The 26,407-nt window shown below is 49.6% G+C and carries 22 protein-coding genes, 1 tRNA gene and 1 pseudogene; 15 read left to right on the top strand and 9 right to left on the bottom strand.

Annotated elements, in window-relative coordinates:
- Window positions 1-460: 460 nt before the first annotated feature.
- The 3 genes from KIH39_RS10510 to KIH39_RS10500 all read left to right on the top strand — a co-directional run bounded on the left by KIH39_RS10510 (window position 461) and on the right by KIH39_RS10500 (window position 7,395).
- Entirely contained in the window at window positions 461-4,645 is a 4,185-nt protein-coding gene (locus tag KIH39_RS10510; protein ID WP_213499282.1) for a hypothetical protein, read from the top strand.
- A gap of 167 nt (window positions 4,646-4,812) precedes the next feature.
- Window positions 4,813-6,744 carry an endonuclease MutS2 gene (locus tag KIH39_RS10505; protein WP_213499281.1) on the top strand — a complete coding sequence of 644 codons (1,932 nt, stop codon included), beginning with the start codon at window positions 4,813-4,815 and terminating at the stop codon, window positions 6,742-6,744.
- A gap of 141 nt (window positions 6,745-6,885) precedes the next feature.
- Window positions 6,886-7,395: a PilZ domain-containing protein gene (locus KIH39_RS10500; protein WP_213499280.1), complete on the top strand. Its 510-nt coding sequence runs from the start codon at window positions 6,886-6,888 to the stop codon at window positions 7,393-7,395.
- Here the strand turns inward: KIH39_RS10500 and nadD are convergent.
- Entirely contained in the window at window positions 7,378-8,019 is a 642-nt protein-coding gene (gene nadD, locus KIH39_RS10495) for a nicotinate-nucleotide adenylyltransferase (protein WP_213499279.1), read from the bottom strand. The genes KIH39_RS10500 and nadD overlap by 18 nt on opposite strands.
- A 119-nt stretch (window positions 8,020-8,138) precedes the next feature.
- Between nadD and KIH39_RS10490 the strand changes: the two genes are divergently transcribed.
- Window positions 8,139-9,971: an FG-GAP-like repeat-containing protein gene (locus KIH39_RS10490; protein ID WP_213499278.1), complete on the top strand. Its 1,833-nt coding sequence runs from the start codon at window positions 8,139-8,141 to the stop codon at window positions 9,969-9,971.
- On the opposite strand, the gene KIH39_RS10485 is transcribed toward KIH39_RS10490, so the two are convergent.
- The 3 genes from KIH39_RS10485 to KIH39_RS10475 are packed head-to-tail and all read right to left on the bottom strand — an operon-like array spanning window position 9,944 to window position 13,338.
- Window positions 9,944-10,948 (bottom strand): galactose-1-phosphate uridylyltransferase, encoded by a 1,005-nt coding sequence (locus KIH39_RS10485; RefSeq protein WP_213499277.1) that lies wholly within the window; start codon window positions 10,946-10,948, stop codon window positions 9,944-9,946. The genes KIH39_RS10490 and KIH39_RS10485 overlap by 28 nt on opposite strands.
- Complete coding sequence (gene glgA, locus KIH39_RS10480; protein WP_213499276.1) at window positions 10,938-12,485, bottom strand: glycogen synthase GlgA; 1,548 nt, start codon at window positions 12,483-12,485, stop codon at window positions 10,938-10,940. Before glgA ends, KIH39_RS10485 begins: the two co-directional genes overlap by 11 nt.
- 1 nt (window position 12,486) lies before the next feature.
- Entirely contained in the window at window positions 12,487-13,338 is an 852-nt protein-coding gene (locus KIH39_RS10475) for a glycosyltransferase family 2 protein (protein WP_213499275.1), read from the bottom strand.
- A 173-nt stretch (window positions 13,339-13,511) separates the two neighbouring features.
- Here KIH39_RS10475 and KIH39_RS10470 point away from each other — a divergent pair, with 173 nt between their 5' ends.
- Window positions 13,512-14,669 carry a DegT/DnrJ/EryC1/StrS family aminotransferase gene (locus KIH39_RS10470; protein ID WP_213499274.1) on the top strand — a complete coding sequence of 386 codons (1,158 nt, stop codon included), beginning with the start codon at window positions 13,512-13,514 and terminating at the stop codon, window positions 14,667-14,669.
- Between the two features lie 196 nt (window positions 14,670-14,865).
- The gene (locus tag KIH39_RS10465; RefSeq protein WP_213499273.1) at window positions 14,866-15,171 is read left to right on the top strand and encodes a hypothetical protein; all 306 of its coding nucleotides are present in this window, start codon (window positions 14,866-14,868) and stop codon (window positions 15,169-15,171) included.
- On the opposite strand, the gene KIH39_RS10460 is transcribed toward KIH39_RS10465, so the two are convergent.
- From KIH39_RS10460 to KIH39_RS10450, 3 genes are all read right to left on the bottom strand, one after another.
- Window positions 15,119-15,523 carry a DUF3052 family protein gene (locus KIH39_RS10460; RefSeq protein ID WP_213499272.1) on the bottom strand — a complete coding sequence of 135 codons (405 nt, stop codon included), beginning with the start codon at window positions 15,521-15,523 and terminating at the stop codon, window positions 15,119-15,121. The genes KIH39_RS10465 and KIH39_RS10460 overlap by 53 nt on opposite strands.
- Before the next feature lie 19 nt (window positions 15,524-15,542).
- A complete protein-coding gene (locus KIH39_RS10455) occupies window positions 15,543-16,163 on the bottom strand; it encodes a Uma2 family endonuclease (protein WP_213499271.1) in 621 nt (206 codons plus the stop codon).
- Between the two features lie 28 nt (window positions 16,164-16,191).
- Window positions 16,192-16,262: transfer RNA gene (locus tag KIH39_RS10450), tRNA-Gln, on the bottom strand.
- Window positions 16,263-16,383: 121 nt separating this feature from the next.
- On the opposite strand from KIH39_RS10450, the gene fumC reads away from it, so the two are divergent.
- The 4 genes and pseudogenes from fumC (at window position 16,384) to KIH39_RS10430 (ending at window position 21,022) form a co-directional block, all read left to right on the top strand.
- On the top strand, window positions 16,384-17,793 hold the full coding sequence (gene fumC / locus KIH39_RS10445) for a class II fumarate hydratase (RefSeq protein ID WP_213499270.1): 1,410 nt from the start codon (window positions 16,384-16,386) through the stop codon (window positions 17,791-17,793).
- Between the two features lie 424 nt (window positions 17,794-18,217).
- Window positions 18,218-18,778 (top strand): hypothetical protein, encoded by a 561-nt coding sequence (locus KIH39_RS10440; RefSeq protein ID WP_213499269.1) that lies wholly within the window; start codon window positions 18,218-18,220, stop codon window positions 18,776-18,778.
- 685 nt (window positions 18,779-19,463) lie between these two features.
- Window positions 19,464-19,762 (top strand): annotated as a pseudogene (locus KIH39_RS27370) (transposase); the annotation flags it as partial.
- A 600-nt stretch (window positions 19,763-20,362) separates the two neighbouring features.
- Window positions 20,363-21,022: a hypothetical protein gene (locus KIH39_RS10430; RefSeq protein WP_213499267.1), complete on the top strand. Its 660-nt coding sequence runs from the start codon at window positions 20,363-20,365 to the stop codon at window positions 21,020-21,022.
- A gap of 264 nt (window positions 21,023-21,286) precedes the next feature.
- On the opposite strand, the gene KIH39_RS10425 is transcribed toward KIH39_RS10430, so the two are convergent.
- Entirely contained in the window at window positions 21,287-21,694 is a 408-nt protein-coding gene (locus tag KIH39_RS10425; RefSeq protein WP_213499266.1) for a hypothetical protein, read from the bottom strand.
- A 197-nt stretch (window positions 21,695-21,891) separates the two neighbouring features.
- On the opposite strand from KIH39_RS10425, the gene KIH39_RS10420 reads away from it, so the two are divergent.
- The 4 genes from KIH39_RS10420 to KIH39_RS10405 all read left to right on the top strand — a co-directional run bounded on the left by KIH39_RS10420 (window position 21,892) and on the right by KIH39_RS10405 (window position 24,326).
- Window positions 21,892-22,566 (top strand): AAA family ATPase, encoded by a 675-nt coding sequence (locus tag KIH39_RS10420; protein WP_213499265.1) that lies wholly within the window; start codon window positions 21,892-21,894, stop codon window positions 22,564-22,566.
- Complete coding sequence (locus tag KIH39_RS10415; protein WP_213500634.1) at window positions 22,529-22,756, top strand: hypothetical protein; 228 nt, start codon at window positions 22,529-22,531, stop codon at window positions 22,754-22,756. The genes KIH39_RS10420 and KIH39_RS10415 overlap by 38 nt, the downstream gene beginning before the upstream one ends.
- A 147-nt stretch (window positions 22,757-22,903) precedes the next feature.
- The gene (locus tag KIH39_RS10410) at window positions 22,904-23,323 is read left to right on the top strand and encodes a hypothetical protein (RefSeq protein ID WP_213499264.1); all 420 of its coding nucleotides are present in this window, start codon (window positions 22,904-22,906) and stop codon (window positions 23,321-23,323) included.
- 157 nt (window positions 23,324-23,480) lie between these two features.
- Window positions 23,481-24,326, top strand: a complete 846-nt coding sequence (locus tag KIH39_RS10405; RefSeq protein WP_213499263.1) for a MauE/DoxX family redox-associated membrane protein — start codon at window positions 23,481-23,483, stop codon at window positions 24,324-24,326.
- Window positions 24,327-24,380: 54 nt separating this feature from the next.
- Here the strand turns inward: KIH39_RS10405 and KIH39_RS10400 are convergent, their stop codons facing one another.
- Window positions 24,381-24,653, bottom strand: coding sequence for a hypothetical protein (locus tag KIH39_RS10400; protein WP_213499262.1), 273 nt, complete (start codon window positions 24,651-24,653; stop codon window positions 24,381-24,383).
- A 334-nt stretch (window positions 24,654-24,987) separates the two neighbouring features.
- Here KIH39_RS10400 and KIH39_RS10395 point away from each other — a divergent pair, with 334 nt between their 5' ends.
- Window positions 24,988-26,043 carry a hypothetical protein gene (locus KIH39_RS10395; RefSeq protein WP_213499261.1) on the top strand — a complete coding sequence of 352 codons (1,056 nt, stop codon included), beginning with the start codon at window positions 24,988-24,990 and terminating at the stop codon, window positions 26,041-26,043.
- Window positions 26,044-26,407 lie beyond the last annotated feature (364 nt).

Genomic DNA, 26,407 nt, shown 5'->3' with positions numbered 1-26,407 from the left:
GCATGACAATCTAAGGGTTGACAACCCCTTTCCCATATCCTCCCAAACCTGCCGGTTCGGATTAAAATTCTAAAGCATTCTCGAGGAAAAAGATACTTCCCCCACTAATCGGTGGGAATCTGGAGAAAAGGCGTCTCCCAACTGGCGGACACAGTTTCGGAGGAAACTTGGGGATGCGGCGAATTACTGATGATCGGGCAGTTTATCGATTTCCAAAATCCTTAGAAAATCTGGTTTTTTTTCGTCTATTAGGCTTGATCGCTTTCGCACGCATGGCTATTGCCCACGACTGATTACAGAACTGCACCCGCTCGGAGTGTCGGATCATTATCCGTCTGTCGACTCAGACACGGATGGTCCGGGCCGGGGGTGAAAAAATTTCGTCACCGGCTCGGGTTTCGGGGGAAGCACCGGGCAACTGCGAAGGGGTATACGCATGGTTGGGGAAAGGAGGCCAGGGGTGTTCCAGGCGAAAATTCGGGGTTGGAAGCGACTTGCGTTCGGCCTTATGCTGTTGCCGGGGATCGGGGCGGTCTCACCGGAAGCTATGGCACGAAGCAGTATGCTCGTGGATCAAGAACTGCAATCCGCCAGCCAGCCGGAAACGGCTCACCGGTTGATGGTGCAGGCGAAAGACGCCTACGACAAAGGCGACTATGCCACGGCGAAATCTTTGTGCGAAAAAGCCAAAGCCTCTCCGGTGCAGAACTACGTCATGGGAGACGATCTTCCCGACGTAATGCTCAGCAATATTGCCAAGAAAATGCCGGCGACACCGGCTAAGGATATGAAGCCGACGGTCAAGAAAGTGACCGATCCCAAGATTCTGCTCAAGCAGGGTCGGGAATCCTTGGCGATGGGCAAGCTGGAACAGGCCCAGGACCTGGCCCGCGAAGCCGAGGCCATTCTCCCTTCCAGCCGCTGGGGCCTTTTCGAAGACACCCCTTCCTCACTGATGAAGGATGTCACCAAAGCCAAGGCCAAGAAGGATCAGTCCGACGCGCTTCGGATGCATGCGGAAGCTCGCATGCTGTTCGAGAAAAAGGCCGCTTCCGATGGCGATCGGTTGGCCAACCTCGACAAGGCGTCCATGCTGTGCGTTCAAGCCGAGAAGTTGCATGGCCCTTACAGCATGTGGGACTTCAGCGATCGTCCCACCAAGACTCTCAGTGAAATCGAAGCCGTTCGAGCCAAGCTGAAAGCGGCCGGCGTCGTGGCGACCAAACCGACGACAGCTCCGATGCTGGCCGACCATAAGTCGGCAACACCCAGCACGGCCGCACCGTTCAAGGCCAATCTGACCTTAACGTCGAATACTCAGTCGGCTTCGCCATACCAACCGACCACGGCGACTCCCAAGTCGCCGGAGGAAATGGTTCGTTCTGAAGCCATTCAGCACATGACCCAGGCGAAGAACTTCCAGAAGGATGGCAAGTTCGTCGAAGCCCGCATGGAATGCATGGCCGCGATGAAATTGAATGTCGCCTGGAAGGCGGGGGAAGAAAGCCCGGCCAGCCTGATGACCGCGATCAACTCCGGTGCTCAGGCCAAGATGACCAAGCTTTGCGCAGATGCCGATGAGCATATGGTGAGGAAGACCGCGGCGGATCACGCCAAGGCGGATACCTGCCTGACCGAAGCTCATCTGCTGGCAACCACTTTCTCGTTCGATACCAGCATCATTCTGGAAAAACGAACCAGTTTGAAGGCTGTGGTGGCCTCTTCCGGAAATCAACCGCTGCCGGAGACGACCGCTGTCCCAGCCACAACCGCGCTGGCTCCTGCTGGCTCAGATTCCGGAACGGAACTGCTCAGCAAAGCCCGTCTGGAATTGAAGAAGGGCGATCTCGAAACCGCCCGCAAGATGACCATCGATGTTCTCAGCGGTCCCTACACGGCCAAGGCCGATGCGGAAAGCCTGCTGCGTACTATCGAAGCGGAAGAAGCCGCTCAGAAGCGATTGACTGCACTGCGGACATTCGAATCCGGTATCGTGGCTTACAACAACCACGAATATTCAAAGGCTTCCTCGATCTTCAAGCAGGTGGATCCCAGCTTGCTGGATAGCGGCAAGAAGAACCAGCTGTTCGAGTTGACGATCAACGCTCAGATGCGGGCTTCTGCCGCCGCGCCGAGCAAGATGACCAAGACGGAAGTGGTTCAGACCAGCGGGACGAACGATCAGACCGCTCCCAAGCCCGCGGCCTCCGCGGAAAGTCTCTTGCAGAAGCAGGAAGCTCTGCAGGCGCTCGCCTTCCAGCAACTTCGCTCCGAAGGGATGCGAGTGGAATCGGAAGCGACCGTTCGCTTCGGTAAGGGTGAAACCGATGCCGCTATGAAGGACATCATGGACTTCATCGGTAAAGTGAAGCAATCCAATGTGGATCCCGATCAGCAGAAAGTTCTGATTCGTCCTCTGGAAGTCCGGCTCGAACGTTTGCGTTTGGTCAAGCATAACGTGGATGTCGAATACGGACAGAAGAAGGCTTCAGACGGCTTGAAGGCTGAAATCAGCCGCGAAGCTCTCGCTGAGCAATACAAGCATGAAGAAATTGCCAAGCTGATGAAAGAGTTCCACAAACTCTACGATCAGGGCAAGACTCAGGAAGCCAATGCTCTGGCGATGCGCATGAATGAGCTGGATCCCAAAGATCCAGCAGTATTTGCCGCGATGAAGATGTCCAAGATGATGTCCCGTCGCGAAGATTACGACAAGATTCGAGCGGAAAAGGAAGAGTTTAATCTTCAAGCTCTGAATGATACCGATAAGCAAGGCAAATACGTTGGTGGCAAAGATCCTATCAAGCTCGACCTCGATCCGGATAGCATCAAGCGACAGCAGGATCGCGCGTTGCGAGCCGGACGGGATGGCAGCCAGCAGACCTCAACTCTGCGAAGCGCCGCCGAGAAGAACATCGAATCGAAGCTGAATAAGTCGATCAACATCAACTTCAAGGATAACAGCCTGGAGCAGGTGATCGATCAGTTCCGCACTTATTCGGGCATCAACATCGTGATCGATACTCCGGCTCTGGAAGAGGAAAACCTTTCTTCGAAGATGCCGGTAACGGAAATCCTGAACGATATCCCGATGCGATCCGCTCTTCAGGTCATCCTGAAGAAGGCTCGACTGGCTTACAAGATCGAGGACGATGTTCTGAAGATCACCACGGCCAAACATGGTCACGGGGCGATGGTTCAGAGAGCTTTCCCTGTGGCCGACCTGGTCGTTCGCATCGCGAATGCCAACCCCGGTCCAACCAGCTCCCTGCAGAGAGCTTTGGAACGAAATATCGAACTGTCCAAGCCGCAGATCTACGGCAACAGTCCTTCGACTCCGAAGTTCGGCTTGAATGGTGGAGACAACATCTCCGCTACCATGAGCAAGGATCTCACGGGCGGCAAGCTGGTTAATAAGCCTTCGGATAGCTGGAACTATAACGGAACCAGCGATACCGCCGAACGCGAATTGATCAACCTAATCACCAAGACGATTCACGCCGACACCTGGGAAGACCTGGGCGGTCAGGGACGAATTGAATTCCACGCTCCCACCATGGCTTTGGTTATCAACCAGACGCCGGACGTGATCGAGGAAATCACCAGCCTCCTGAAGTCGCTGCGACGTCTCCAGGATCGCGAAGTGTCGATCGAAGTGAAGATGATCACTCTGTCCGAATCGTTCTTCGAACGGATGGGTGTGGACTTCTCGATGAGTATTAAGACCAACAACATTAATATTCAGCCGAACCTGACTTCGGGTATCAACCAGAACCCGCCGTACATCAATACCTTGAATGGTTACGGCCAGGGTAACGTGATCGGCCTCCAGGCTCCGGGTGTTTACTCCAACAACCTGGATATCCCGATTACCTCGACGAGCTTCGCTCAATCGATTCCTCCGTTCGGTGGCTTCCAGAACAACTTCGCCAACGGCGGTTTGTCGCTGGGTCTGGCGTTCCTGAACGATATTCAGGTGTCGATGTTCATGGAAGCGGCTCAGGGCGATCGACGTATCAACGTCATGCAGGCACCGAAACTGACCATGTTCAACGGTCAGTCGGCCACGATCCAGATTCAGGATCAGCAGTTCTTCATGACGGGTATTACGGTTACCACGGCGAACGGCCAGTTGACCTTCGTGCCGAATAACAATCCGTACCCGCTGGGGGTACAGATGACGATTCAGCCGACGATTTCGGGTGATGGTTCGTTCGTGCGATTGAACATCAACCACCAGGTTACCAACCTGGCTTCGACGAACGTGCCGCTGTTCCCGATCACGACCTTCATCACTCCGGTGTTCGAAGGTGGTAGCCAGGGTCAACCGATTCCGTTCACCCAGTATGTTCAACAGCCGACCATCACCTCGCTGTTGATTCAGACGACGGTTGCGGTTCCGGATGGTGGTACGGTTCTGCTGGGCGGTATGAAGACTCTGTCGGAAGGTCGTAACGAATTCGGCCCGCCGATTCTGAGCAACATCCCTTACCTGAATCGATTGTTCCGCAACAACGCTTACGGTCGGGATGCTCAAAGTCTGATGCTGATGGTGACGCCTCGCGTTATCATCAACGAAGAAGAGCAACTCCGCCAGACAGGGACTTCGCGATTCGACAGCGAAGACGTGAACAACAACCCCTAATCCGGGCTGGGTAATTTAAAAACACTCGACACGACCCGACTTAAGAGCCGGGTCGTGTCTTTTTCATTTTCGCGAACCCACCTTGTCGGAAAATCTCTTTGTTGAACGCCGCCCTCCCAGGCGTAAAATTGCACTGCCCGCGACGCATCAGAAATTTGAAAGCAGCAATGGATCAGCAAACTCTCGATTTACTCGAATTCGACACCATCCGGAGGATTCTGAGCGAGTATGCCGCCACCACACTGGGAAAACAGCTCGCCAGCGACGTGGCTCCCCTCAAAGATGTAGCCCGGATTCGCACGGAACTCGAGTTGGTTTCGGAAATGGTCGAAGCCCTGCAATCGGGTCAATCGCCCCCTTTTGCAGGGGTACACGACATCCGTCTGATCCTGCGCCGCGCGGAAATCGGCACAATGTTGACGGCCGAACAACTGCTTCAAATTGCGGAGACTCTTACTGCGACCGGCGCAATCTACCGGTACCGCTCCCGACTGGATGGAAAGTTTGCCAGGATCATCGACATGCTCAGCTCAGTGGATGATCTGGGCACGGTAGCCCGGACGATCACCGGTTCGATCGATGGCCGTGGGCATCTGATCGACAGTGCCAGCCCGGAATTGGGGGCAATCCGGCAGAGCCTGAATGAAATTGAGGAGCGAGCTAAAAACGAAATTAACAGGCTCCTCCGAGATCCGGAGATTCGAAAGATCTTGCGATTTTCCAATGCCACTGTGAACGGAGACCATTACGTCTTACCCGTGGCTGCGAATCATCGTCAGAAAATTCCAGGCGTTGTGCATCGGTCCAGTAGTACCGGCGAGACTTTGTTCATTGAGCCGGCCAGCCTGGCCGCGATCAGTTCGGAGAGGTCGTATCTCAAGTCGGAAGAGGATCGCGAGGTTCGGCGCATTCTGAGAAAGCTCAGTGGCGAAGTGGGTAAGTATGCGCGACAGGTCAACTACATACTGGAAGTCATCGCGCATTTGGACCTCATCACAGCCAAAGCCCGCTATTCGGACGATTACCGCATGAGTGCACCCGAGATCAACGAAGAAGGCAAACTTTGGCTGCGCGAGGGCAGACATCCCATCCTGGAACAACTTTTCCGCAATCAATTACCCGCCACCAATGAAGAGGCCGCGGCCGGAAAGAAAAGAAAAGTTGTTCCAATCGAATTGCGATTAGGTTTTGGCTTTCGGATGCTGGTTATCACCGGTCCCAATACGGGAGGGAAGACAGTAACGCTGAAAACCACAGGTCTGTTATCGGTGATGGCCCTGTCCGCACTTCACATACCGGCAAATCCGGGGAGTCAGATTCCCTACTTCGAGAATGTCTTCTGCGACATCGGCGACGAACAGAATTTGCAGCAATCCTTGAGCACTTTCTCTTCGCACATCACACGCATCGCCCGCATACTTCAAGATTCCGACAATAAAACGCTTATTCTCCTAGATGAATTGGGTGCGGGTACCGATCCGACCGAGGGAGCGGCTCTTGGCCGGGCAATTTTGGATTACATTGATGGAAGTGGTGGTCTATCAATGGTGACTACTCACCTGGGTGACTTGAAGACTTATGCTTTCACCAACGAGAACGCGGAGAACGGAGCTGTCGAATTCGATATCGAAACCCTGCGGCCAACGTACAAACTCCACATCGGTCAATTCGGGATGAGCAACGCTTTAAAGATCGCCCAGCGGCTAAAGCTGCCGCGAGAGGTGATTCGTGGGGCACACCGCTATTTGAAACGACGCAAGGGTCGACATCAGGGGGGAGAACTTTTAAAGCTACAAGAATTGCGGGAAGACGCCGAGAAAGCCAAGCTGAACGCCCTGGCCGCACAGCATGAAGCGGAGGTGACACGGAAGCAGCTCAGCCATCAGATGAAGGAAATCGAACTTGCGCAGGCCAAGGCTGAGGCCTTGCGTGAATGGCGTTCCCATCTGGCCATAAACGACGAGGTGTATGTCCAGCGATTCGGAAAAGCCGGTAAGATTGTTAGAGTTTTGCCGGCTAAAGGAGTTGTTCTGGTCAGCGTGGGATTGGGGCAGTGGGAAATTCCTTTTGAAGAGATTTTACCCGAGGCCAATGTGTGATAAGTTGATGCAGATTCAATGCTTGCGTCAAAATGGAGTTGACACCCCGAGCTTATTATTGAAATCTTATCGATAGAATTCTTGCAAACAGGCAGTTTACGTCCAAAAGTTGAACGACCGAGTGTTAGATGAGATTCATTAATGTCCGATCTCGTGAAGTTATTCTCTGAGCTTTCTCTCTCCGACCCATCCGTATGGCTGGCGGCTGGAGCATTTCTTGCTGTCGTCATGTTCTTTGTCATTCGTAGCCGACGTCCGTCCCGTTACTTACTTTCCGGGGGCGGCTCGAACGCAGATAGCAATTTTCTCCCACCGACGAATTGGAATAGTGCCGTTCGACGCACCGATGAGAAAAGAAAATCGGTCCGACGCGGCGGAGTTCCCACTCCGATCTCCGTCGTCGATCCTCTTCAGGCTCGTCGGCCGATGGATGCTTATGTGCTGGATCGTTCGACGGGAGGCATTCGAATAGCCATTCAGAAGGCGATTCCCATAGGAAGCACCGCTCAGGTGCGGCCTCAGAATTGTTCCGAAGAAGTTCCCTGGATCCCCATCGTCGTACGCAATTGCCGCGAAATCGGAGATTACTTCGAGATCGGCTGCCAGTTTGAAAAAGAATTACCCTGGAATCTCCTACTTCTGTTCGGTTGATCCAAGTTCTTTGGTTTCTGAGTAGAGCCCTCGTTCCACAATCCAATTCCGCACGCTGTCCGGAACCATATATCGGATGCTTGCTCCTTTTTTGTGAAGAGCCCTGATATCCCGGCTGGCGATGTCCAACTGTGCTACACTAACAATAGAAAATTTGACATCCTCTATCTCCGTATTGAGCTGACGACTCAGGGCGGGTATATCGACGTCCGGAAATCCGGGTCGATTGACGATGCAAAGCTGACATTTCATCAGAATTTCGCGGGGCTTATGCCAACCCGGCAGATCAAGAATTCCATCTGCACCAATAATAAAGTGAATGTCCCAATCGGGATGGGAAGCATGGAGCTCCGTCAAAGTATCGAGTGTATAACTGGGGCCGCTTCGGTTAGATTCGAGGAGATCGATTTCGAATCGGGAATTTCCAGCGATTGCCAGTTCTACCATCCTGGCCCGGTCCGAAAAACTGCTGATATTCGTCAGAGTCTTGTGAGGGGGAACTGCAGAGGGGATAAAAAGAATTTTTTCCAACCTCGCTTGTTCCCGGCATTGCTCCGCGATTAATAAGTGAGCGAGATGGATGGGATCGAAGGTGCCCCCGAAAATACCGATTCGGATGCTCATGCTGTTCCACTAACTCTTGTGCCAGATATCTGGTATGCCTTAGAATCGGAGCTCTCAGTATTTAATTATGAACTATCGGCCTTGCAAAGCTATTGGGCAATAAGAGATTGGGTGAACTGATGAAGCGAATTCGAAGTTGGTGGCGTCCGGAGGGCATTTCGGAGAATCGAACCCATAAAACGAGAAATAAATTGCATGTCGAGAGTCTGGAATCTCGAGAATTGCCTGCAATTAACATCGTTTTCGACTATCGATACGACACGTCCAATTTCTTCAACACCGCGGCGAAGCGAGCAGATTTACAGGCTGCTGCCGATGCCATCGGTTCGAAATTGGGCGATCAGCTGTCGGCCATTTCACCGAGTGGCACAAATACTTGGTCCGCTTCCTTCTTCAATCCTGCCACCGGGGATTCAACTCAGTTAGCGAATCTCTCGGTTCTAGCAAACACACTGGTAATTTTTGTGGGGGCTAGGAATCTGAATTCCTCCGAACTTGGGTTAGGCGGTTCAGGAGGGTATTCCGCATCGGGCACGCAGTCCTGGTTCGATACCATCGCCGCGCGAGGGCAGGCTAATGCAACGGGGCCTAATGCTACAGATTATGGGCCATGGGGAGGTTCGATTTCATTCGAATCCAACCCGGGCGGTGGGGGCTGGTATTTCAATAACTCCGGTGTACCGATTCAGTCGAATCAATACGATTTTTTCTCCGTTGCATCGCACGAATTAGGACATATTCTCGGATTGGGATTGAGTCAGTCCTGGTCGAACAAAGTATCGGGCGGCGATTTTGTCGGTACTGCGGCGTCTGCTGTGTATGGAGGCCATGTTCCTCTGAATAGTGATCTGGCTCACTGGGCCCCCGGGGTCACCTCGGATGGCGTACAGGCCCTGATGGACCCAGTCATCTCGGCTGGAGTCCAAACGCATTTCACGCTGCTCGATCAGGCCGCACTGGAAGACATAGGCTGGCAAATCACACCGTCTTCAGGTAGCGGTGGAGGTACTTCTTCGAATCCTCCCACCAAAAAAATGTTTGCGGTCTCCGGCGGTCCAGGGAGTGACGCCCGAGTATCCGTTTACAACACCGATGGTTCGCTGAGATTTGTACTCACAGTCTTTCAGAATTATCAAGGGGGTGTGCGGATTGCCACGGGGGATGTGAACGGCGACGGCTATGACGATTTGATCGTGGCGGCCGGTCCCGGGGCAGGTCCCCATGTTGAGGTGTTCGATGGGCAGACCGGCGCTCTGATTCGAAGCTTTTATGCTTATGCTCCGAGTTTCGTAGGAGGAATTTCGATCGCCGCGGGAGATATAAACGGCGACGGAAAAGCCGACATTATCACGGGAACTCTAGGCGGTTCGGATCCGCATGTTGAAGTTTTCGATGGCGCGACGAATGCCGTGATCCGAAGCTTCGATGCGTTTTTGCCAACGTTTACGGGGGGAATTAATGTTGCGGCAGCCGATGTGAACGGTGATGGCCGAGCGGACGTCATCGCCTCGGTCTATTCCAACGGCCCGCCGCACGTGGTTGTATTCGATGGAGTAACCAACAATCTGCTTCAAAGCTTCTATGCCTACGACCAAGGCTTTCTGGGAGGCGTTTACGTTGCGGCAGCCGATGTGAACGGTGATGGCCGAGCAGACATTATTACTGGGGCCGGTTCTGGTCCTGCACAACACGTCAAGGTTTTCAGCGGGAGTGATGGATCAACCGTGGCGAGTTTCCTCGCGGGTGGTCTCAACACTTCCTCTGGTGTTCGAGTTGCCGCCGAGGATCTCGATGGAGACGGTAAAGCGGAAGTGATTACGGCCACCGGACCTTCCGGAAATCCAATCGTTCGCGTGTTCAAGGGATCGACGATTACCAGTGGCAATCCGCAGTTGCTCTACAGTTTCAGCAGCTTCGATAACAATTACACTAATGGTATCTTCGTTTCCTGAGCATTAGAAAGCCACTCTCGAATTTGCTGCGCGGCTAGTTCGGGGGGCATGCTGTTGATCGCATAGCCGGTGCCCAATTCGAACCCGGCTTCAACGGTCAAGCGGGGAATGATCTCTAATCGCCAGCTGTAGTAGGGGAGTACTCCCGCTTGGACGGGACTCTGATGGAGTACCAGGTTGTAATCGGGATCGTTTAGATTTCGGCCGAGCGCTTCCAGCAGGTCTTTTAGTAGAACACTCAGTTCGAGCAATTCTTCCGGATCGACTCCCGTGAAAAAGGGTTGGACTCGCCTCGGTAAAATGCAGATCTCATAAGGAGCACGGCTGGCGTAGGGGCAGAAGCTGAAAAAGGAACCATCGGTAATCACTCGGTGTGCAACCATGGTTTCTTCTTCTCTCCAATGCGTGAAGTAATTTTTGCCTGCGTTCGCTTTCCAATAAGCCAGAGCTTGTGCTAATTCCAGTTTCTTAGAAGCAGGCACCAAATCCATGGCCAGAATCTGGGAGTGGATGTGCTGCAAGGATGCCCCAGCCGCTGGGCCATTATTTTTGAAGAGTAGGATGTCTTTGATCCCGGACACCTGCGAGAGCTCTTTGAGCCGCTCCTGCCAAACTTGCGATACGAGGAAGATCTGTTCCGGCGACAGACCGGCGAATTGTGTCGTGTGGGAGGCCGCTTCAATCACTACTTCGTGCCGGCCGTACCCTTTTACGGAGGAGGCTTCCAATGCGGGGTAGAGGTTCGTTACAACCCGAACATCCCAATCCGTCCGAGAATTTTTCAAACGAGCTCTATGGAGCTGAAGTGGGCTATCGGCTTCGTTACCGTGACAAAAAGGGCATCGGGCGATCGATTCAAAACTCATCTTCTGAGAATAGGCGCCGGGGCGATTGGAGCGATTACCGGCAATAATGACCTTTCTGTCAGTGAGGTAATCGTGCCGCCATTCCGATTCCCTGGGAGGTTCAGATTCCATAAGCGAAGTCGGCTTTGGAACGTTCCTCGATCAATCGAAGATAGAGCTCTTCGTATTGGGAGGCACTCCGATTCCAGGACCAATCCTGTTTCATGCCCGTAAGCTGCACTTTGCGGAATTCCGTGCTGCTGGCGTAATATTGGATAGCTCTTTCAAGAGCGTTTCTGAGAGCTTCAGCAGAGTACTCCTTGAAACTGAAACCATTGGCAATGCCGTTATTCAAAGTGGTCGGTGTCGTATCCGTTATGGTGTCGGCCAGGCCACCGGTCGCGCGGACCACAGGAGGCGTGCCGTATTTCAAACTATAGAGTTGGTTCAAACCGGAGGGCTCATAACGGCTGGGCATCAGGAACAGATCCGAACCGGCTTCGATCTTGTGAGCGAGTGCTTCATCGAAGCCGATGCGAACGCCGATGCGTTTCGGATATTTCGCTTTGAGCTCCTGCAGTCGCTGATGGTATTCAGGATCACCCTCGCCGAGGATAACGATTTGCGCTGGTAGATCGGTCCATTGGTCGAGCAGGGCACAAGTAATATCGATCCCTTTTTGTTCCGCCAGCCTGGCTACCATGCCAATGATTGGAGTTCTCGGCTCCTGGGCCAGATGGAATACGCTCTGCAACTCCTTCTTGCAGGCAGCTTTGCCTTCCTCGGCATTCTGCTCGTTGTATTTCAGAGGAAGATGTTTATCCGTGGAAGGATTCCATTCCGTGTAATCGACCCCGTTCACAATTCCACTGAGCCGTCGTTCTCGTTCTTGAAGGACACCTTCCAATCCACAGCCGTATTCACTGGTCAGAATTTCCTTGGCATAGGTCGGACTGACCGTATTCACCCAGTCGCAGCATACCACCCCCGCTTTAAGGAAGCTGAGCTTCCCGTGATATTCCAGTTCGCGGTGGTTGAGAAGTCGCTTGTCGAGACCCGTCAAAGGATAGATTTCCGCAGGAAAAACACCCTGATAGGCAATGTTGTGAATGGTGTAGAGCGACGCAAGATTTCTCAATGCCGGTTTAAGTTGGTGCCGTTCGCGGAGATAAGCCGGTATCAAGCCGGCTTGCCAGTCGTTGGCATGCACCACATGCGGAGTGAAATCCAGGTGGGCCATCGCCTCAATGGCAGCTCGGCAGAAAAAGATATATCGATCGGCATTGTCACCGTAATCATACTTGCGGCCGTCCCAACTCGTGAACTGATAGTAGCTTCGAGCATAACGAGAATCATCGCGTTCGAAAAAAGCCGGATGTTCGATGAAGTAAACCGCAACCGAAGTTCGCGGAACCTGGGCTCGCCACAGCCGCGATGGAACTATTCGAACGCCGAAGGGGACGGAGAGCAAATATTTTGTCGGCTCGATGGGGATCGGCCCGACGCGGACAGACCTGTAAAGCGGCATAATTACGGCCGCATTATGCCCCCGACGCGATAACGCCACAGGTAAAGCGGCACAGACATCCGCAAGTCCACCCGTCTTGGCAAATCCGGCCATCTCCGAAGTGGTGAAGACTATACCAAGCGGTTTTTCCGAAACGGCCATGCTAATCCTTTAGCCAAAACCGAACTATACAATACAAGGCGTTGAAGCCATCTTTCATGCCGATCTTTTTCCCTTCCTCGTAAGTTCTACCGGAATAGGAGATCGGTATTTCATAGATTCGCCACGAGGGATTCTTCTTTTTGGCAATCTTCGCCGTGATTTCAGGTTCAAAGCCGAAACGATTGCTTTTGATTTCGACACCCTCCAGAACTTCCCGACGAAAGACTTTGTAGCAGGTCTCCATATCCGTCAGGTTGAGGTTGGTAAAGAAGTTGGAGAGCAGAGTCAGAACCCGGTTACCCACACTATGCCAGAAATAGAGTACGCGATGGGTTTCGCCGATAAAGCGCGACCCGAACACCACATCGGCCCGGTTATCCAGAATCGGCTGGATCAATCGCGGGTATTCAGCGGGATCGTACTCCAGATCCGCATCCTGCACCAGTACGATATTGCCGGTGGCGTGCTTGAAGCCCGTGCGAAGTCCCGCGCCTTTACCCTGGTTATGATCGTGGTAAACAATCTTGTAATGAGGAAACTGCTCGTACTCTTTCAAAATCTCCCGGGTGCCGTCGGTGCTGAAGTCGTCGACTACGACGATTTCTTTGGGTATCGGTACTTCTTCGACGCGACGGAAAATCTCACGAACCCATTGCACCTCGTTGTAAATCGGAATGACCACCGATAACTTGAAACCCTCGGGAATCGGATAGATACCGACCTGACGGCAGGGGCCTTCGCCGAGAAGCTTTTGCAGAAATGCGTAGCGACGGGTCTGATCCTTGGCCAACTGTTCGCTTAACAGTTGCATATCCGCAGATAGAAAATCGGCGTTGGAATTTCCTGCAGCCATAGTACTCTTCAAAAGTCGTTAATTTCTTCCCCCAACGCAAGATATAGCAAGCTCCCTGGAAATGGGAAGTCGGATTAGGGCTGAATCCTCGATCCACCTTGACAGAATGTTCCTGTTCGAACTATCCTTTTGACGGAACACTCAGAATAGGCGAATACGGAACGGAGTCCGAGATGAGTCAGGGAAGTGCCATCGATGTCCCCTTGTGCGATCTGAATGGGCAATATAAGCGAATTGAGGCGGAAGTCCTCGAGGCTCTCTCGCGCGTTCTGTCCTCGGGCCAATCGATTCTCGGCCCGGAAGTCGCTACTTTCGAAAAAGAAATTGCCGAGCGACTCGAAGCCCGCTACGCCGTGGGCTGCGGTTCGGGATCGGATGCCATTTCGCTGGCACTGCACGCACTCGAAATTGGTGCGGGCGACGAAGTGATCATTCCCACCTTTACTTTTTTCGCCACAGCGGGCTGCGTTGTTCGAACCGGAGCAACTCCGGTTTTCGTCGACATCGATCCGAATACTTACAACATGGATCCGGCAGAGATCGAAAGCAAAATCACCAGCCGAACGCGAGCCATCATGCCCGTTCATCTGTACGGGCAGAGTGCGGATATGGAACCGATCCAGATGCTCGCTGATAAATATGGCCTTGAAATCATTGAAGATGCCGCTCAGGCCTACGGGGCTGAATATCACGGTCGAAAGATCGGCACCCTGGGCGCCCTCGGCTGCTTTAGCTTCTATCCCAGCAAAAACCTCGGCACCTACGGTGATGCCGGCCTGGTTACGACCGACAGCGAAAAGCTCTACGCCCGGCTCAAGACACTTCGCGTCCATGGCATGGAACCGAAATACTACCACCATTTCGTCGGCTGGAACGCCCGAATGGATGCCCTGCATGCGGCGATTCTCCGCGTCAAATTAAAGTACATTGATGGTTGGACGTCGCAGCGCCAGGCCGCGGCCAAGAACTATACGGCCATCCTCGAAGAAAAGGGACTGCATCGCTGGTTGCAGCGTCCGACCCAAGTACCTGGCCTGAAGCATGTCTACAACCAGTATGTGATTCGCGTCTCCCCGATGATGCGCGATGGCCTGGCGGATCACCTGAAAAAGAACAAAGTCAGCTGCGAAATCTACTATCCTCTGTGCCTCCATCAGCAGAAGTGCTTCGAAAATCTCGGTTACAAAAAGGGCCAGTTCCCGATCAGCGAAGAAGCTTCCCGATCCGTGCTGGCTCTTCCGATGTTCCCGGAAATCACTGCCGAGCAGCAGGAACGGGTCGCGGATTCCATCCAGAACTATCTGACCCGACAGGTTCGCCTGGCGGCCTAAAATTGATCATTTCGAGGGAGCCTCGTTTGATTGTGCGAGGCTTCCAGGACAAATTCTCGGGACTGTTAATTTGTTCCAATTGAATGACCCGATTCGTTTTGCAAAATTTACAACTTAGCTAATCTCTCCCGTTAATTGTCCATCTTCTTGCCGATGAATTTTTCGTTCTGAACTTTCGATAGTGAGAGCGAACTTCATGCGCAGGACGTGCTTGACGATTGTCTATCTGGTGATGATTGGCTTGCCATTAGGCCGGGCCGATGAACCGGGCTGGAAACTGGCTCCCGATTGGGTGGCCCCCTCCGTGAGTACGAAGATTTTTGACAAGAACTCTAACGCTTTCTGGACCCTCTCCGGTCGCTGGCCCGTACTCATTGTTAAACAGCGATCCGTTATCGTCGGCGAAGTCACCCGGCCCGCTTGGCCCAAACTGAATTCAGTTCAAACGGTCAGTTACCCGAAGGCTCTGATTTTTCCTTCGGCCGGTTCGCCAAAGGAATAACAAACCGTAAAGCGGTATGAGTTTCCGAAAACGATACGACCTTGTTATCCACTAGACCTGCTGTCAACCCGGCCGCTCGCACATCCGCCTCCCGGATGTGCTTTTTCCCCTTCGGATAAACGATCCAAAGTCCGGCGGCCGGCTGCATCTTTAGGTGGAGTTTCGCGAAAACTTTCAGATCTTTCATCTCCTCCACTCGAGCCAATAGAACGTCGCACTTGTCGGCGTTCGCTCGTTGCGATTCCACTTCCGCCAGAAAGTCCTCATCCATCTCACCCTGGATGAACACAAGACTTTCCGGTTTGATACCGAGTTTCTGCAGCCGGGTTCGATGGGAATAATCGCGTTCCATTTTTGTCCTTCCCCGTTTGCTAGGGAACCTTACCGGCATCAAAAAGAGATTCGACACTGAAAAAGAATCCGGGATGCAGTGCAGAAAGTGCATTCTCCCCGCGATGATAAACGCCGAATTTAAGGTAGGAACCCGATTGCAATCGAAGCACTGTCACGCTTTCATTCAAGGGGTTCACTATCCAATATTCCGGGATACCTGCTTCGGCATAAGCCTCTTTTTTTTCGATCAGATCCCTATCGCGCTTGTCTTCGCTCACCACCTCCAACACCAGATCGGCTCCCGTCCAGAATCGGTTCTCTCGACGGGGATCCTGGATCGTTTGCAAAAGCATCAAGTCGGGCTCCCGATATTTCCCGGGTCGAATCTGCAGTCGCAGGGGCGCGAACATCACAATGCCTCCGGCACGTTCCAAATGATTAAAAAACACCAGAAACAGAAATTTGAGTAAAAGCTGATGCTGCTCGGTGGGTATAGGCAGAATTTCCAGAAAACCGTCGGTAAATTCGACTAAACGCTGACGATGTTCGGTCAAAACGAGATATTCTTCCTCGGTCCAATTCCCTTGGGGTGGAAGGATATCTGTCAGAATAAATTGCCAATCGGAATCCAGAGATTTTTCAAACGAGGTCTGCGACATGGGAGGACCTGCGATGGGCGATTCCAAACTGGGGAACCAGGATTCGAACCTAGACTAACTGGTTCAGAGCCAGTCGTGCTACCGTTACACCATTCCCCAATAGAAAGCAATTTTAAGTTCTGAAGGCCCAACAGACAAGGGCAGTCTCAAGATGACGGCAAGGAGTTTCAGGCTATAACGAACAGTAACTAAGACGCGCCCTCCCCCTGTGAGGTTCACTATGTTTCGGACGGAAAAAGACAGCATGGGACCTATCGAGGTTCCCGCCGATCGGTTGTACGGAGCTCAAACCGCTCGTTCGCTGATCCATTTCGCCATCGGCGACGATAAAATGCCCCGCTCGATCATTCGGGCATTCGGCATTCTCAAAAAGGCCGCGGCTCAGACCAACTTCGATCTCGGCCTCTTTAAAGGGGATGAAAAAAAACTCAAACTCATCTCCCAGGCCTGCGACGAAGTCATTGCCGGTAAGTACGACGATCATTTCCCCCTCCGTATCTGGCAAACCGGCTCCGGTACCCAGACCAACATGAATGTGAACGAAGTCATTGCCAATCGGGCAATACAGATTGCCGGAGGCGAACTAGGCTCGAAAACGCCCGTTCATCCCAATGATGATGTGAACATGTCGCAGTCCTCCAACGATACCTTTCCCACGGCCATGCACATCGCGGCCGTGGAAGAGCTGGTACACCTGCTGATCCCGAGTATCAAGCTGCTTCGCGACGCTCTGGACAAGAAAGCCAAAGAGTTCGAAAAGATCGTGAAAATTGGCCGGACCCATCTGATGGACGCGGTGCCCTTGACCCTCGGCCAGGAGTTCAGCGCCTACGTTTCGCAACTCGATCAGGCGATCAAGAGGATCGAGGATTCCTTGCCCGATCTCTATCAACTGGCTCTCGGTGGCACGGCGGTGGGGACCGGATTGAATTCCCACCCGCAGTTTGCCGTGAAAGTGGCGGCCCAGATTGCAACCCTCACCAAACTGCCGTTCGTCTCCGCCGGGAACAAGTTCGCTTATCTCGCTTCGCACGATCCCATTGTGGCAACCAGCGGAGCTTTGAAAACACTCGCTTGCGCCCTGATGAAAATGGCCAACGATGTTCGCTGGATGGCCTCCGGTCCCAAGTGTGGTCTGGCCGAGATTACGATTCCGGAAAACGAACCGGGCTCCTCGATCATGCCGGGAAAAGTGAACCCCACCCAGTCCGAAGCCATGACCATGGTATGCGTGCAGGTTCTGGGTAATGATGCGGCCATCGGCTTTGCAGGAACGCAAGGCAATTTTGAGTTGAACGTGTTCAAGCCGGTGATGATTCACAATTTGCTTCATAGCATTCGCCTGCTCGCGGATAGTTGCCGATCGTTCAAAGAACACTGCGTGGAAGACAATGCGAGCCGACCCGGTATTACTCCCAACAAAAACCAGATCGAAAAGTATCTCGGCAGTTCGCCGATGCTGGTGACCGCTTTGAATCCGCATATCGGTTACGACAAAGCGGCCGAGGTTTCCAAGAAAGCTCTCAAGGAAAATATCTCCTTGAAAGAGGCGGCGGTAAAACTGGGGCATTTGACCGCCGAGCAGTTCGATCAGTATGTAAAACCGGAAGAAATGACCCGGCCAAAGTAGTGGTTTATCCTTAAAGGTCATCAGATCATCATTTTTCATATAGTGGAAAACGCGATTTTGATGACCTTTGACTATTTCTTGGGAAATAACGGCATTTTGTGGTTTGGATCGAGAGGCCTCTCGGAGGTTGATCGAATGCTGTTCCCGGCTGAGATCCTCATCGTGGAGGGGGTAGTCGGTAAACGCCGAGCAATTATTCGGTGCTGAGTGGTCATAGAAAACCCCGCTCGGGTAACTCTTCACCGAACACTTTAGATTAGCTAAGTCAGTAGGCTGGATCAATGTGAGTTGTGTTTCGCAACCTTGGCGGACCTATGTGTCCCGAACCGAATTCTGGTCGCATTTGTAGCCGAATTAAAGCTGTAGGGATTTTGGCATTTTGAAGGGTGTTTTGCCGAATACCGGGGAATTTTGGAGCGGTCTGATGACCGAGACCGGGGTGCTGCGATGGGCCGGCGTGGTCCGGCACGAGGCGCTGCCGTTCTTCGTTTATTGCCGAAGTGGTCGAAAATTTTTGCAGCGAGAAGGCGTGTTCGGCTTGTACTCTCCGCCGAGGAGGCCACAATATAACGGTGCGATCGAAGCGGGCATAGGATCTTTGAAAAGTCGAATCGAACGTAGAGCTGCCTGGGAAGGCCATCCGGAAGTGTGGAACGCTGAGGATGTGGAGGCGGCTCGACGGGAAGCCAATGCCTTGGCTCGACCGAGAGGAGGTCTGGGTCCTACTCCCGAGACGCTTTGGAAAAGTCGGGAGAGAGTCGCGACAGAATCTCGCGATCAGTTCCGAGAGCTTGTTGAAATCCATCGAAACCGAGCTATGAAGGAGGAAGGAAAATCTCCTTCGGGAGTGTTGCTCGAGCAGGAAGCTCGCCGTATCGATCGAATTGCTTTACGCCGTGCTCTCGTCGATCACGGCGATCTTTTGTTCAAGAGAGGGCCAATTCCTCTAGGTATTAAATCGCAAAAAACGGCAAATATTACGTGAGGGGTACACTGGTGCTATAGCTGGAGGCATGGGGGGGTATAAAATTGGTGGATACCTTGATGTTGGAGGCGATGTGATCGAATGCGGCATCTTTTCGGATCTTTGGGCGAAATATTTGCAAGAGTGTCTTGGCGAGGAGTCAACATTAGGCTGTTTTGACTTTCTTGAAACCTATTCAAATTGCTCTCAAATATCTGCGCTGGTCAATCGGAATTCTGGCGCTCAGAGTATGCTTTGCTGCATAATGAGCAAAGCTAAGGCCTCTGGCGAGGACATGTCGCTGTTCGAAAAAGGGTTTCAATTTTGTTTGAGAGGAATAGTAAAGTTGCCAACGAAAGCATACACAATCTCGCCTTTTAATATAAAATAGATTCCGTTATCCTAATTATTACTTGGCATGAAATATTACAGTTGAGGAAAAGCACTATTAATTATTTAGATTACTCACCCAATAATTTATTATGTTTGGTAAAAATGGTGAGTATTTATTATTTGTTCGCAAAGTTTGAGATTCTTTTGCTGTTAATTAAAGTAATGGTGAAATATTAATTCATAATATTATATATCGACCTCATCCCGAATTCCAAATATGCTTGCCATCCTATGGGCACCCAAAGTGAAAACGCATATAAACATAAGTTGATGATCTAACCTAAGAAATTCTAAAAAATGTCGAATGAAAAAACTGGAAAATCGATTGGTTTTCGACGCGTTTGCGATTGCTGTAGAGACGAGATATCCCGCAGTTGGATTGCTGGCTCAATCGGATCGAGGCAGTCAGTACGCCAGTGAACACTACCAGAGTCTATTGGCCAAGCACGGCATTCAATGCAGTATGAGTCGAAGGGCCGACTGTTGGGATAATGCTCCGATGGAGGACTTCTTTTCCAGATTAAAGAAAGATCTTTGTCACAGTGTGGAATACAGGAGTCGGGACGAAGCAAAAAGGTCATCTTCGAATATATCGAAGTATTCTACAATTAAAGTAAGATTTCAGCTCGTTGAACTGAAATTTTCTATTTTGCCCATTTGGTGACTCAATCTCGCTATTTTATCTGGCAGTCGTCAGTCTGGAATAGATAGTTAATGGACTCCGAAGAATAGATAAGGCCAGTTCAACGGGGTGAACAATTACCAATTAAATTAGCGGGCATTCAGGTCAAGGATACGTTTCAACAGACGAACACGATAGTACAGCTAAAATAGCTTAACTCCGTGTCCACGAAAAAAGGAGGTTTACCAGTTGAAAATCTTAAGGGGGCTACAGTTTAATATCACACGAATATTGGTTCCATAGAATATTTTACAAATGCGAAATTTATTCACTTAAGCTGGACATAAAAAGGCGCAAATTGGTTATTTGCTAATTTTACTGATTTACTTGGATCCCAAAGTCATGGAATACTTTATCTTTTTTATGACGCTCTATTACCACTATGGTCCTCAGTCTTTTCACCTTAATTCATCTTAACCTAATCATTAAAAATACCTTCTGAAATTGGATCATTAATACAATATTCGCTTATTAAAGATTTCAAGTAAGTGCTTCACACAAACATTGCTAAATGTGCAATGAAGGGCGTTATGAAAAAGTATAGTTATATATTACTTTCCGTTTTATTCATTGGAATTATATTATATCTTAAGCTACATCATAAAAATGTAGCAGACAAGCTCGCTCTTCATCTTAAAAAAGATGATTCCATTATCATTACTCCTCTCGGAGTTAATCAGCTCACCAATAAATTTAATGGTGAAAAATATGAATTGTATCTCCCAGGTCACTGGACGGCAAATCCAACCAAAAAACAGTGCTATCAATCTCCAGAAAATAGTCTCAAAATACTCTCTTTTCCTCCGCAAGAAATATTTGACGAGAATGAAAAAAAAATTCTTTCAAAAATTGATGTTCATAGTCAATTTGATTTAGAACTACTTGCGTATACAATTGATGACAAATCATTACAAATTATGCTTGACCAAAATGAAGATGCTTTTGTTATTGTATCAAATTATATATTTGTAGCTTGCACGCGACCATTTGATTCAATTTCATCTTTAAACGATAAAAATGTGCATATGATTGTACTTAAGTCGAAAAATATGGTTCTTTACAAAATATTTTCACATGACTATTTGTTGTGTGCAGAGTGCTTCCTGCAGATAAATACTGATGTTAAATCAAATGATGATCTGATTAATCAAATGGCGTCATATCTTGCCGCTTCGAAATTCGATAATTAGCAACATTTCATTTTCTTCAACGGAGATGACATTTTCTCAACGGTTTTGAGATCCCACCAAAACCATAATATTTCAATTGATTCTCTCCGCAAAGCTAGGTTTTGTTAGAGATTCTAAGACATTATTGCAAACTGGTTCAGACTCTGATACACTCGCGGCGGTCTTTTTCAAGCACAGAGCTCGAGTCAAAACGAGCCCGAAGTTTGGTGGATCTAATTTCAGAATCTTGAGCTTGAGGCCATCCATTAACCCAAAACATGCAAGTTAGCCAATCTCTATCTTCGAAAATATCACTCTATTTGGGTCGAGAATCTTGGCTTTGAGCTCATCCGACTCTTGAACCCAGGTGATGCGATTCCGCAGAAGTGCTTGCAGGAACACGATGCCGTTTGATTGAACTGTGTTGAATTTTTGACCTTTTAAGCGAATCTTTCCGTCATGAAACTGAAGTAAGAGCCCTTCTGAAGGGTTATAGACGAGCCTCTCCAGTGAATGATACGGCATAGCTTCTGTGTTACCGTTCAGGAATCGGAATTCCAGCATGATACTCCGCTCCTTGATCCCCCGTAAATATCCAAACGATCCAAAGTCCTCTTCGGACTCTTCTTCGGGCTCTTTGGGTGTACTGCGACGAGTATCCAGCCTTTCCATCAGGTTTTTAGGCTCGTTCATATTCTGGTTTCTTTCGTGGAGTTTCGGGAGACTTACTCGTCGACCCAGAGTAATAATCCCTGAGCGACCAGCTACGTTTTCGAATCTGATTTGTGTAGCTGAAAAATCTTGACAATGAAAAACAGATAAATTAGCACTTCACTAAGTCAACTTCTCAATTGTTCAACAATTCAACTATTCAAGTTATTGCCCTTATAATGATCATCGGAGTTATCGGACAAAAAGGTGGCGGTGGCAAAACGACTGTCAGCCTCTGTTTGGCAGCCGCTGCGGCCCAAAACCGCAAAGCGGCTGTCATTCTGGATATTGATCAACAGGCGAACGCCGCCAAATGGCGGGATCGTCGCAAAGTCGAAAACGTCGCGGTAGTCGGGACACTGCAGTCACGGATCAAACAGACCCTCGAAACCGCTCGCCAGCATGGGGCTGATTTCGTGGTGATCGATTCCCCAGGTCACAACGATACGGCGGCCATGGAGACTGTTCGCGCCGCCGATCTGGTGATTTTGCCGGTCGAACCTCAGATGTTCCATTTCGATACTCTTCCGGCGATGCGGGATCTGATTCGCATGGCCGGGGATAAACCGACCTGGCTACTGATCAACAAGTTGCATCCAGCGGCCTCGGTCCAGGCCGAAAAGCTCAAAAAGATGATGGCGGACGCCTATGATCTCCCTGTTTCTCCAGTGCATTGGAGCCGTCTGGATATCTATGCCACTTCGACGGATATCGGCTCAACGCCTTCTGAAGAAGAGCCCGATTGCAAGGCTTCCGAAGAAGTTCGCAGCCTTTACAAGTTTATTTGTCAACAATTCAACAAGGTGAGAAATCAACATGTCAAAGATGCAAGGGTTGCAGAAAGCGTTGAATGACGCGTCGGGAAAAACCAAGTCCCCGGAAAAACCCAAGCCGACGCAGGATATGCAGGAAAAACCGGCGGCGAGTAAAAAGTCGGCCAAAAGAGAGAACAAAGAATTTGTCGGTTCCTGGCTCAACTGTCCCTCGCCGAATTCTGGTCGCATTTGTAGCCGAATTAAAGCTGTAGGGATTTTGGTATTTTGAAGGGTGTTTTGCCGAATACCGGGGAATATTGGAGCGGTCTGATGACCGAGACCGGGGTGTTGCGATGGGCCGGCGTAGTCCGGCACGAGGCGCTGCCGTTCGCCGTTTATTGCCGAAGTGGTCCAAGAATTTTTGCAGCGAGAAGGCGTGTTCGGCTTGTACTCTCTGCCGAGGAGGCCACAATATAACGGTGCGATCGAAGCGGGCATAGGATCTTTGAAAAGTCGAATCGAACGTAGAGCTGCCTGGGAAGGCCATCCGGAAGTGTGGAACGCTGAGGATGTGGAGGCGGCTCGACGGGAAGCCAATGCCTTGGCTCGACCGAGAGGAGGTCTGGGTCCTACTCCCGAGACGCTTTGGAAAAGTCGGGAGAGAGTCACGACAGAATCTCGCGCTCAGTTCCGAGAGCTTGTTGAAATCCATCGGAACCGAGCTATGGAGGAGGAAGGAAAATCTCCTTCGGGAGTGTTGCTCGAGCAGGAAGCCGCCGTATGGATCGAATTGCTTTACGCCGTGCTCTCGTCGATCACGGCGATCTTTTGTTCAAGAGAGGGCCAATTCCTCTAGGAATTAAATCGCATAAAACGGCAAATATTACGTGAGGGGTACAACTTTGTTTATCCAGTGAGTACTAGAAACTATTTTCAAAATTGACTTGCAAAATCAGTATGCTGTTCGATATATTAAAAGAAATCGGAAAATCGACTCGTTCCGAGGGCCTATTTTGAAATCAATCATTTTTATTTTTTTGGGAGGGTTGTTGATTTGTTCGGCAATCCTAAAGGGCTACGCAATTGCAATTGGAAAATTCAATTTGAATTACCTGAGCAGCGACCCCCGTCTATCGCTGCTTATTGTGGATTGGGAAATCATTTTGGGAATTTGGCTCGTTTTAGGAAAAAATTCTCTCGTTCCGTGGCTGTTTTCTTTTTTAACATTTTTGGGATTTGCGATTACTGGTTTTGTACTTGCATTATCTGGATTTGCCTCGTGCGGTTGCTTGGGATTATTGCAAGTAAATCCTTGGATTATGTTTACTGTAGATGTTGCGGCATTATTGCTTCTATTGAAAATTCGGCCTGCTCTGAAAGATGTCTATAATATAAAGTGCAAACAGGCTATCCCATTTGCGTTGGTTATTATATTTGGAATTACGCTTGCAATTTTGTGTGAAAGCACTCAATTTGGCCAAAATATTAAAGCGAAGATCAGAGGAGACCAGGTTGTTCTGCGACAATCAAAAGTAAATCTCGGGATAGGTCAGATGGATGAATGGTTGGAACATAATGCCGAAGCTGTGAACTGGAGTTCAGAAACAGTCCGTATTTATGGAGGAACATCGGCATGCAACTTCGATATTTTGCAAGATTGTCCGATTGATATCAAGCCTCTGCAAGAAGTAAAGTTGCGAGTCAGACTTCATCTCAAGAATCCTGAAGGAATTTTTGTGAAGCAAGAGGCAGCTTTTTGGGTGTCAAATGATTCTGGTACAATCGTTTGGGAATTGCCGATCACTTTGATCGGTGTTTTGTCGGAAAATCCGGCACACTTTAATGAGGTGGACAAATGAGTAATTTGGCGAGAATGTTTTTATTTACTGGAATTCTGCTAAGTGGCTTTGTTATTATGGCCGCAGGCGACAAAATGCTCGTTGCTGCGCCTGCTCCCCAATGTCCGTGTTCAAGTATTGCAACTCCGCCGGTAGCGAATTGTGATAGTGGGTGTGCATCTGGAGTACCGCCATGTGGTCGTGGTTGTGCTGGAACGGCCCCTTGTTTTCCTTCAAATTGTAATTGCAACTGTACAAATCTAGGTGCAAGTTGCGGCTGCAGGTAATTCGAGGCAGGTAAAACGTCACTCCGCTGAACTGGTCTTTGCATTCTGCGGAGTCCGTCATCCTTCCCAGGTTGCTGGCTCTTAGTTAGAACAGCGAGTTTGGGTCATTAAATAAGAGTCTGTAACAAAACCCCTTTTGTAGCGGTATTCTATAGACAAATTGAGGTTTTGTTAGAGCCTCTAAGAAAAATTGGAAGTTTCAGTTCAACGGGGTGAATGATTACCTCGCAGCTTTCAGGAATCATCACGTGCTTTCAGTATTAGATTGTAGAATTGATTCACAATATTAATCTGTTTATTCATGCATAAACAGCATGAATTTAATTGTGCTTTGAGTACTATCAAAATCTCTTCTCCAATCATCAGTAGGTTTCAAGTTTCTTTGGGAGTCTGATATGAGAGCCCTGCCATGCGTGATTACTCTCTTATTTATGAGCCAGGTTTATGTTTTTAATGAGAAAATCGCGGCTCAGAATTCACAGTCATTAATAGAAACAGCCAAGAAATCATGGGCACTTTACGCTAGTGCCGCACGATTGTGGTCATATAAAATTCGCTCTGAGTACACGTCACATGAAAATGGAAAGATTGTGTATTCTTCTGTCAACATTGGTACCGTACGATCAAACGATCGCTGTATACTGTTAGAACAGACCGATCCTAGTGTTCAAGGATCGGATGTTTTCAAGAAGCCGAAAGAAGTTAGAGTTTTTAATCCTGAATATATGTTTAGTGCAAAGCAAGTACATGATAAAAATGGATGGGCATTGACATCAATCAGCGAGTATTCCGAAATTCTGCAGCGCGAAAGCAATAATTGGATAACTGTAAAAGATCAGATCGAGTCGGAGAGCATTTTCGCACCGATCTCTATGGATTCAATGAATTTGCTCAGACTCGTGGATCATCCCTGCTGCAAGATATCTCAATTTAATATGACGAAAGGTATTGTTGAATTCTCCCTAGAAATTATCGGAGATAAACGTCCCGCGCGAATGCGATCTATCGAACGATGTACACTAACTCTAGATCCCAAAAATTGGTGGGTGATCACGAATGCTACAATTGAGGCAAGAAACGGAAAGGACGGCATCTCAACTATCAAAAGAGTTTTCACCTATGAGAAAAATTTCGATGGATACCCTTTACTGAAAGAAATCAAAGAGAGCATAATTAGTGATGACAAATCATATAATTCAGAGGGGATATATAAATTTGAATTTTTAGCTCAAGCCAAAATTCCAACTGACAGTGATTTTACCTTGAAAGCATTCAATATACCCGAGGCTGCTCGGAAAATAGCAAGTCAGGAATCGCCTTTTGTGAATCAATTGTCGGAATCAAAATCTAACAGTACTCCATGGTATCGATGGGTAATCATAATTAGTGCGGTCTTTGTTCTGACTGGTTTTTTACTGCTGCTTGCATCAAAGTTCCGTAAAGCGACATGATTGTTTTATATTATAGCAATCGGATCTATGTTATTTATTTTGTGTTGGCCAATATTTCGGAGTGGACTTTGCAGTTATATTTTGACCGATTTTATTCATGGGTATTATCAGGCCTTTTTCTATCGGTGTTGACACGGAGTTATCAGTTTGCAGAATAGTTGCACTTGTTATGATATGTTGCGACCTCAGTCCAAATTGCGAATTTCATCCTCTTTCGAGGACGTTTTATTGGCGTGGGAAATTATAAGGCTTCGATTCACATTTTTGCAGTGGAACTTCCTACTTTTCGGAGTCTCTTGGCCATTCTTTCTATCAAAAAGTAAAATTCGTTATTTGCTTAAGCAGATTTCGATATGTGGATCGA

Origin of the sequence: Telmatocola sphagniphila (genome assembly GCF_018398935.1) — a bacterium.
GTDB lineage: Bacteria > Planctomycetota > Planctomycetia > Gemmatales > Gemmataceae > Telmatocola > Telmatocola sphagniphila.
Note: the sequence above shows the minus strand (reverse complement) of the source record. Positions and strands in the feature narration are given on the sequence as shown.

Coding starts and splice junctions, on each gene's coding strand:
- KIH39_RS10505 (WP_213499281.1), top strand. CDS start 4,813: ATGGATCAGCAAACTCTCGATTTACTCGAATTCGACACCATCCGGAGG.
- KIH39_RS10500 (WP_213499280.1), top strand. CDS start 6,886: ATGTCCGATCTCGTGAAGTTATTCTCTGAGCTTTCTCTCTCCGACCCA.
- nadD (WP_213499279.1), bottom strand. CDS start 8,019: ATGAGCATCCGAATCGGTATTTTCGGGGGCACCTTCGATCCCATCCAT.
- KIH39_RS10490 (WP_213499278.1), top strand. CDS start 8,139: ATGAAGCGAATTCGAAGTTGGTGGCGTCCGGAGGGCATTTCGGAGAAT.
- KIH39_RS10485 (WP_213499277.1), bottom strand. CDS start 10,948: ATGGAATCTGAACCTCCCAGGGAATCGGAATGGCGGCACGATTACCTC.
- glgA (WP_213499276.1), bottom strand. CDS start 12,485: ATGGCCGTTTCGGAAAAACCGCTTGGTATAGTCTTCACCACTTCGGAG.
- KIH39_RS10475 (WP_213499275.1), bottom strand. CDS start 13,338: ATGGCTGCAGGAAATTCCAACGCCGATTTTCTATCTGCGGATATGCAA.
- KIH39_RS10470 (WP_213499274.1), top strand. CDS start 13,512: ATGAGTCAGGGAAGTGCCATCGATGTCCCCTTGTGCGATCTGAATGGG.
- KIH39_RS10465 (WP_213499273.1), top strand. CDS start 14,866: ATGCGCAGGACGTGCTTGACGATTGTCTATCTGGTGATGATTGGCTTG.
- KIH39_RS10460 (WP_213499272.1), bottom strand. CDS start 15,523: ATGGAACGCGATTATTCCCATCGAACCCGGCTGCAGAAACTCGGTATC.
- KIH39_RS10455 (WP_213499271.1), bottom strand. CDS start 16,163: ATGTCGCAGACCTCGTTTGAAAAATCTCTGGATTCCGATTGGCAATTT.
- fumC (WP_213499270.1), top strand. CDS start 16,384: ATGTTTCGGACGGAAAAAGACAGCATGGGACCTATCGAGGTTCCCGCC.
- KIH39_RS10440 (WP_213499269.1), top strand. CDS start 18,218: ATGACCGAGACCGGGGTGCTGCGATGGGCCGGCGTGGTCCGGCACGAG.
- KIH39_RS10430 (WP_213499267.1), top strand. CDS start 20,363: ATGAAAAAGTATAGTTATATATTACTTTCCGTTTTATTCATTGGAATT.
- KIH39_RS10425 (WP_213499266.1), bottom strand. CDS start 21,694: ATGAACGAGCCTAAAAACCTGATGGAAAGGCTGGATACTCGTCGCAGT.
- KIH39_RS10420 (WP_213499265.1), top strand. CDS start 21,892: ATGATCATCGGAGTTATCGGACAAAAAGGTGGCGGTGGCAAAACGACT.
- KIH39_RS10415 (WP_213500634.1), top strand. CDS start 22,529: ATGTCAAAGATGCAAGGGTTGCAGAAAGCGTTGAATGACGCGTCGGGA.
- KIH39_RS10400 (WP_213499262.1), bottom strand. CDS start 24,653: ATGACGGACTCCGCAGAATGCAAAGACCAGTTCAGCGGAGTGACGTTT.
- KIH39_RS10395 (WP_213499261.1), top strand. CDS start 24,988: ATGAGAGCCCTGCCATGCGTGATTACTCTCTTATTTATGAGCCAGGTT.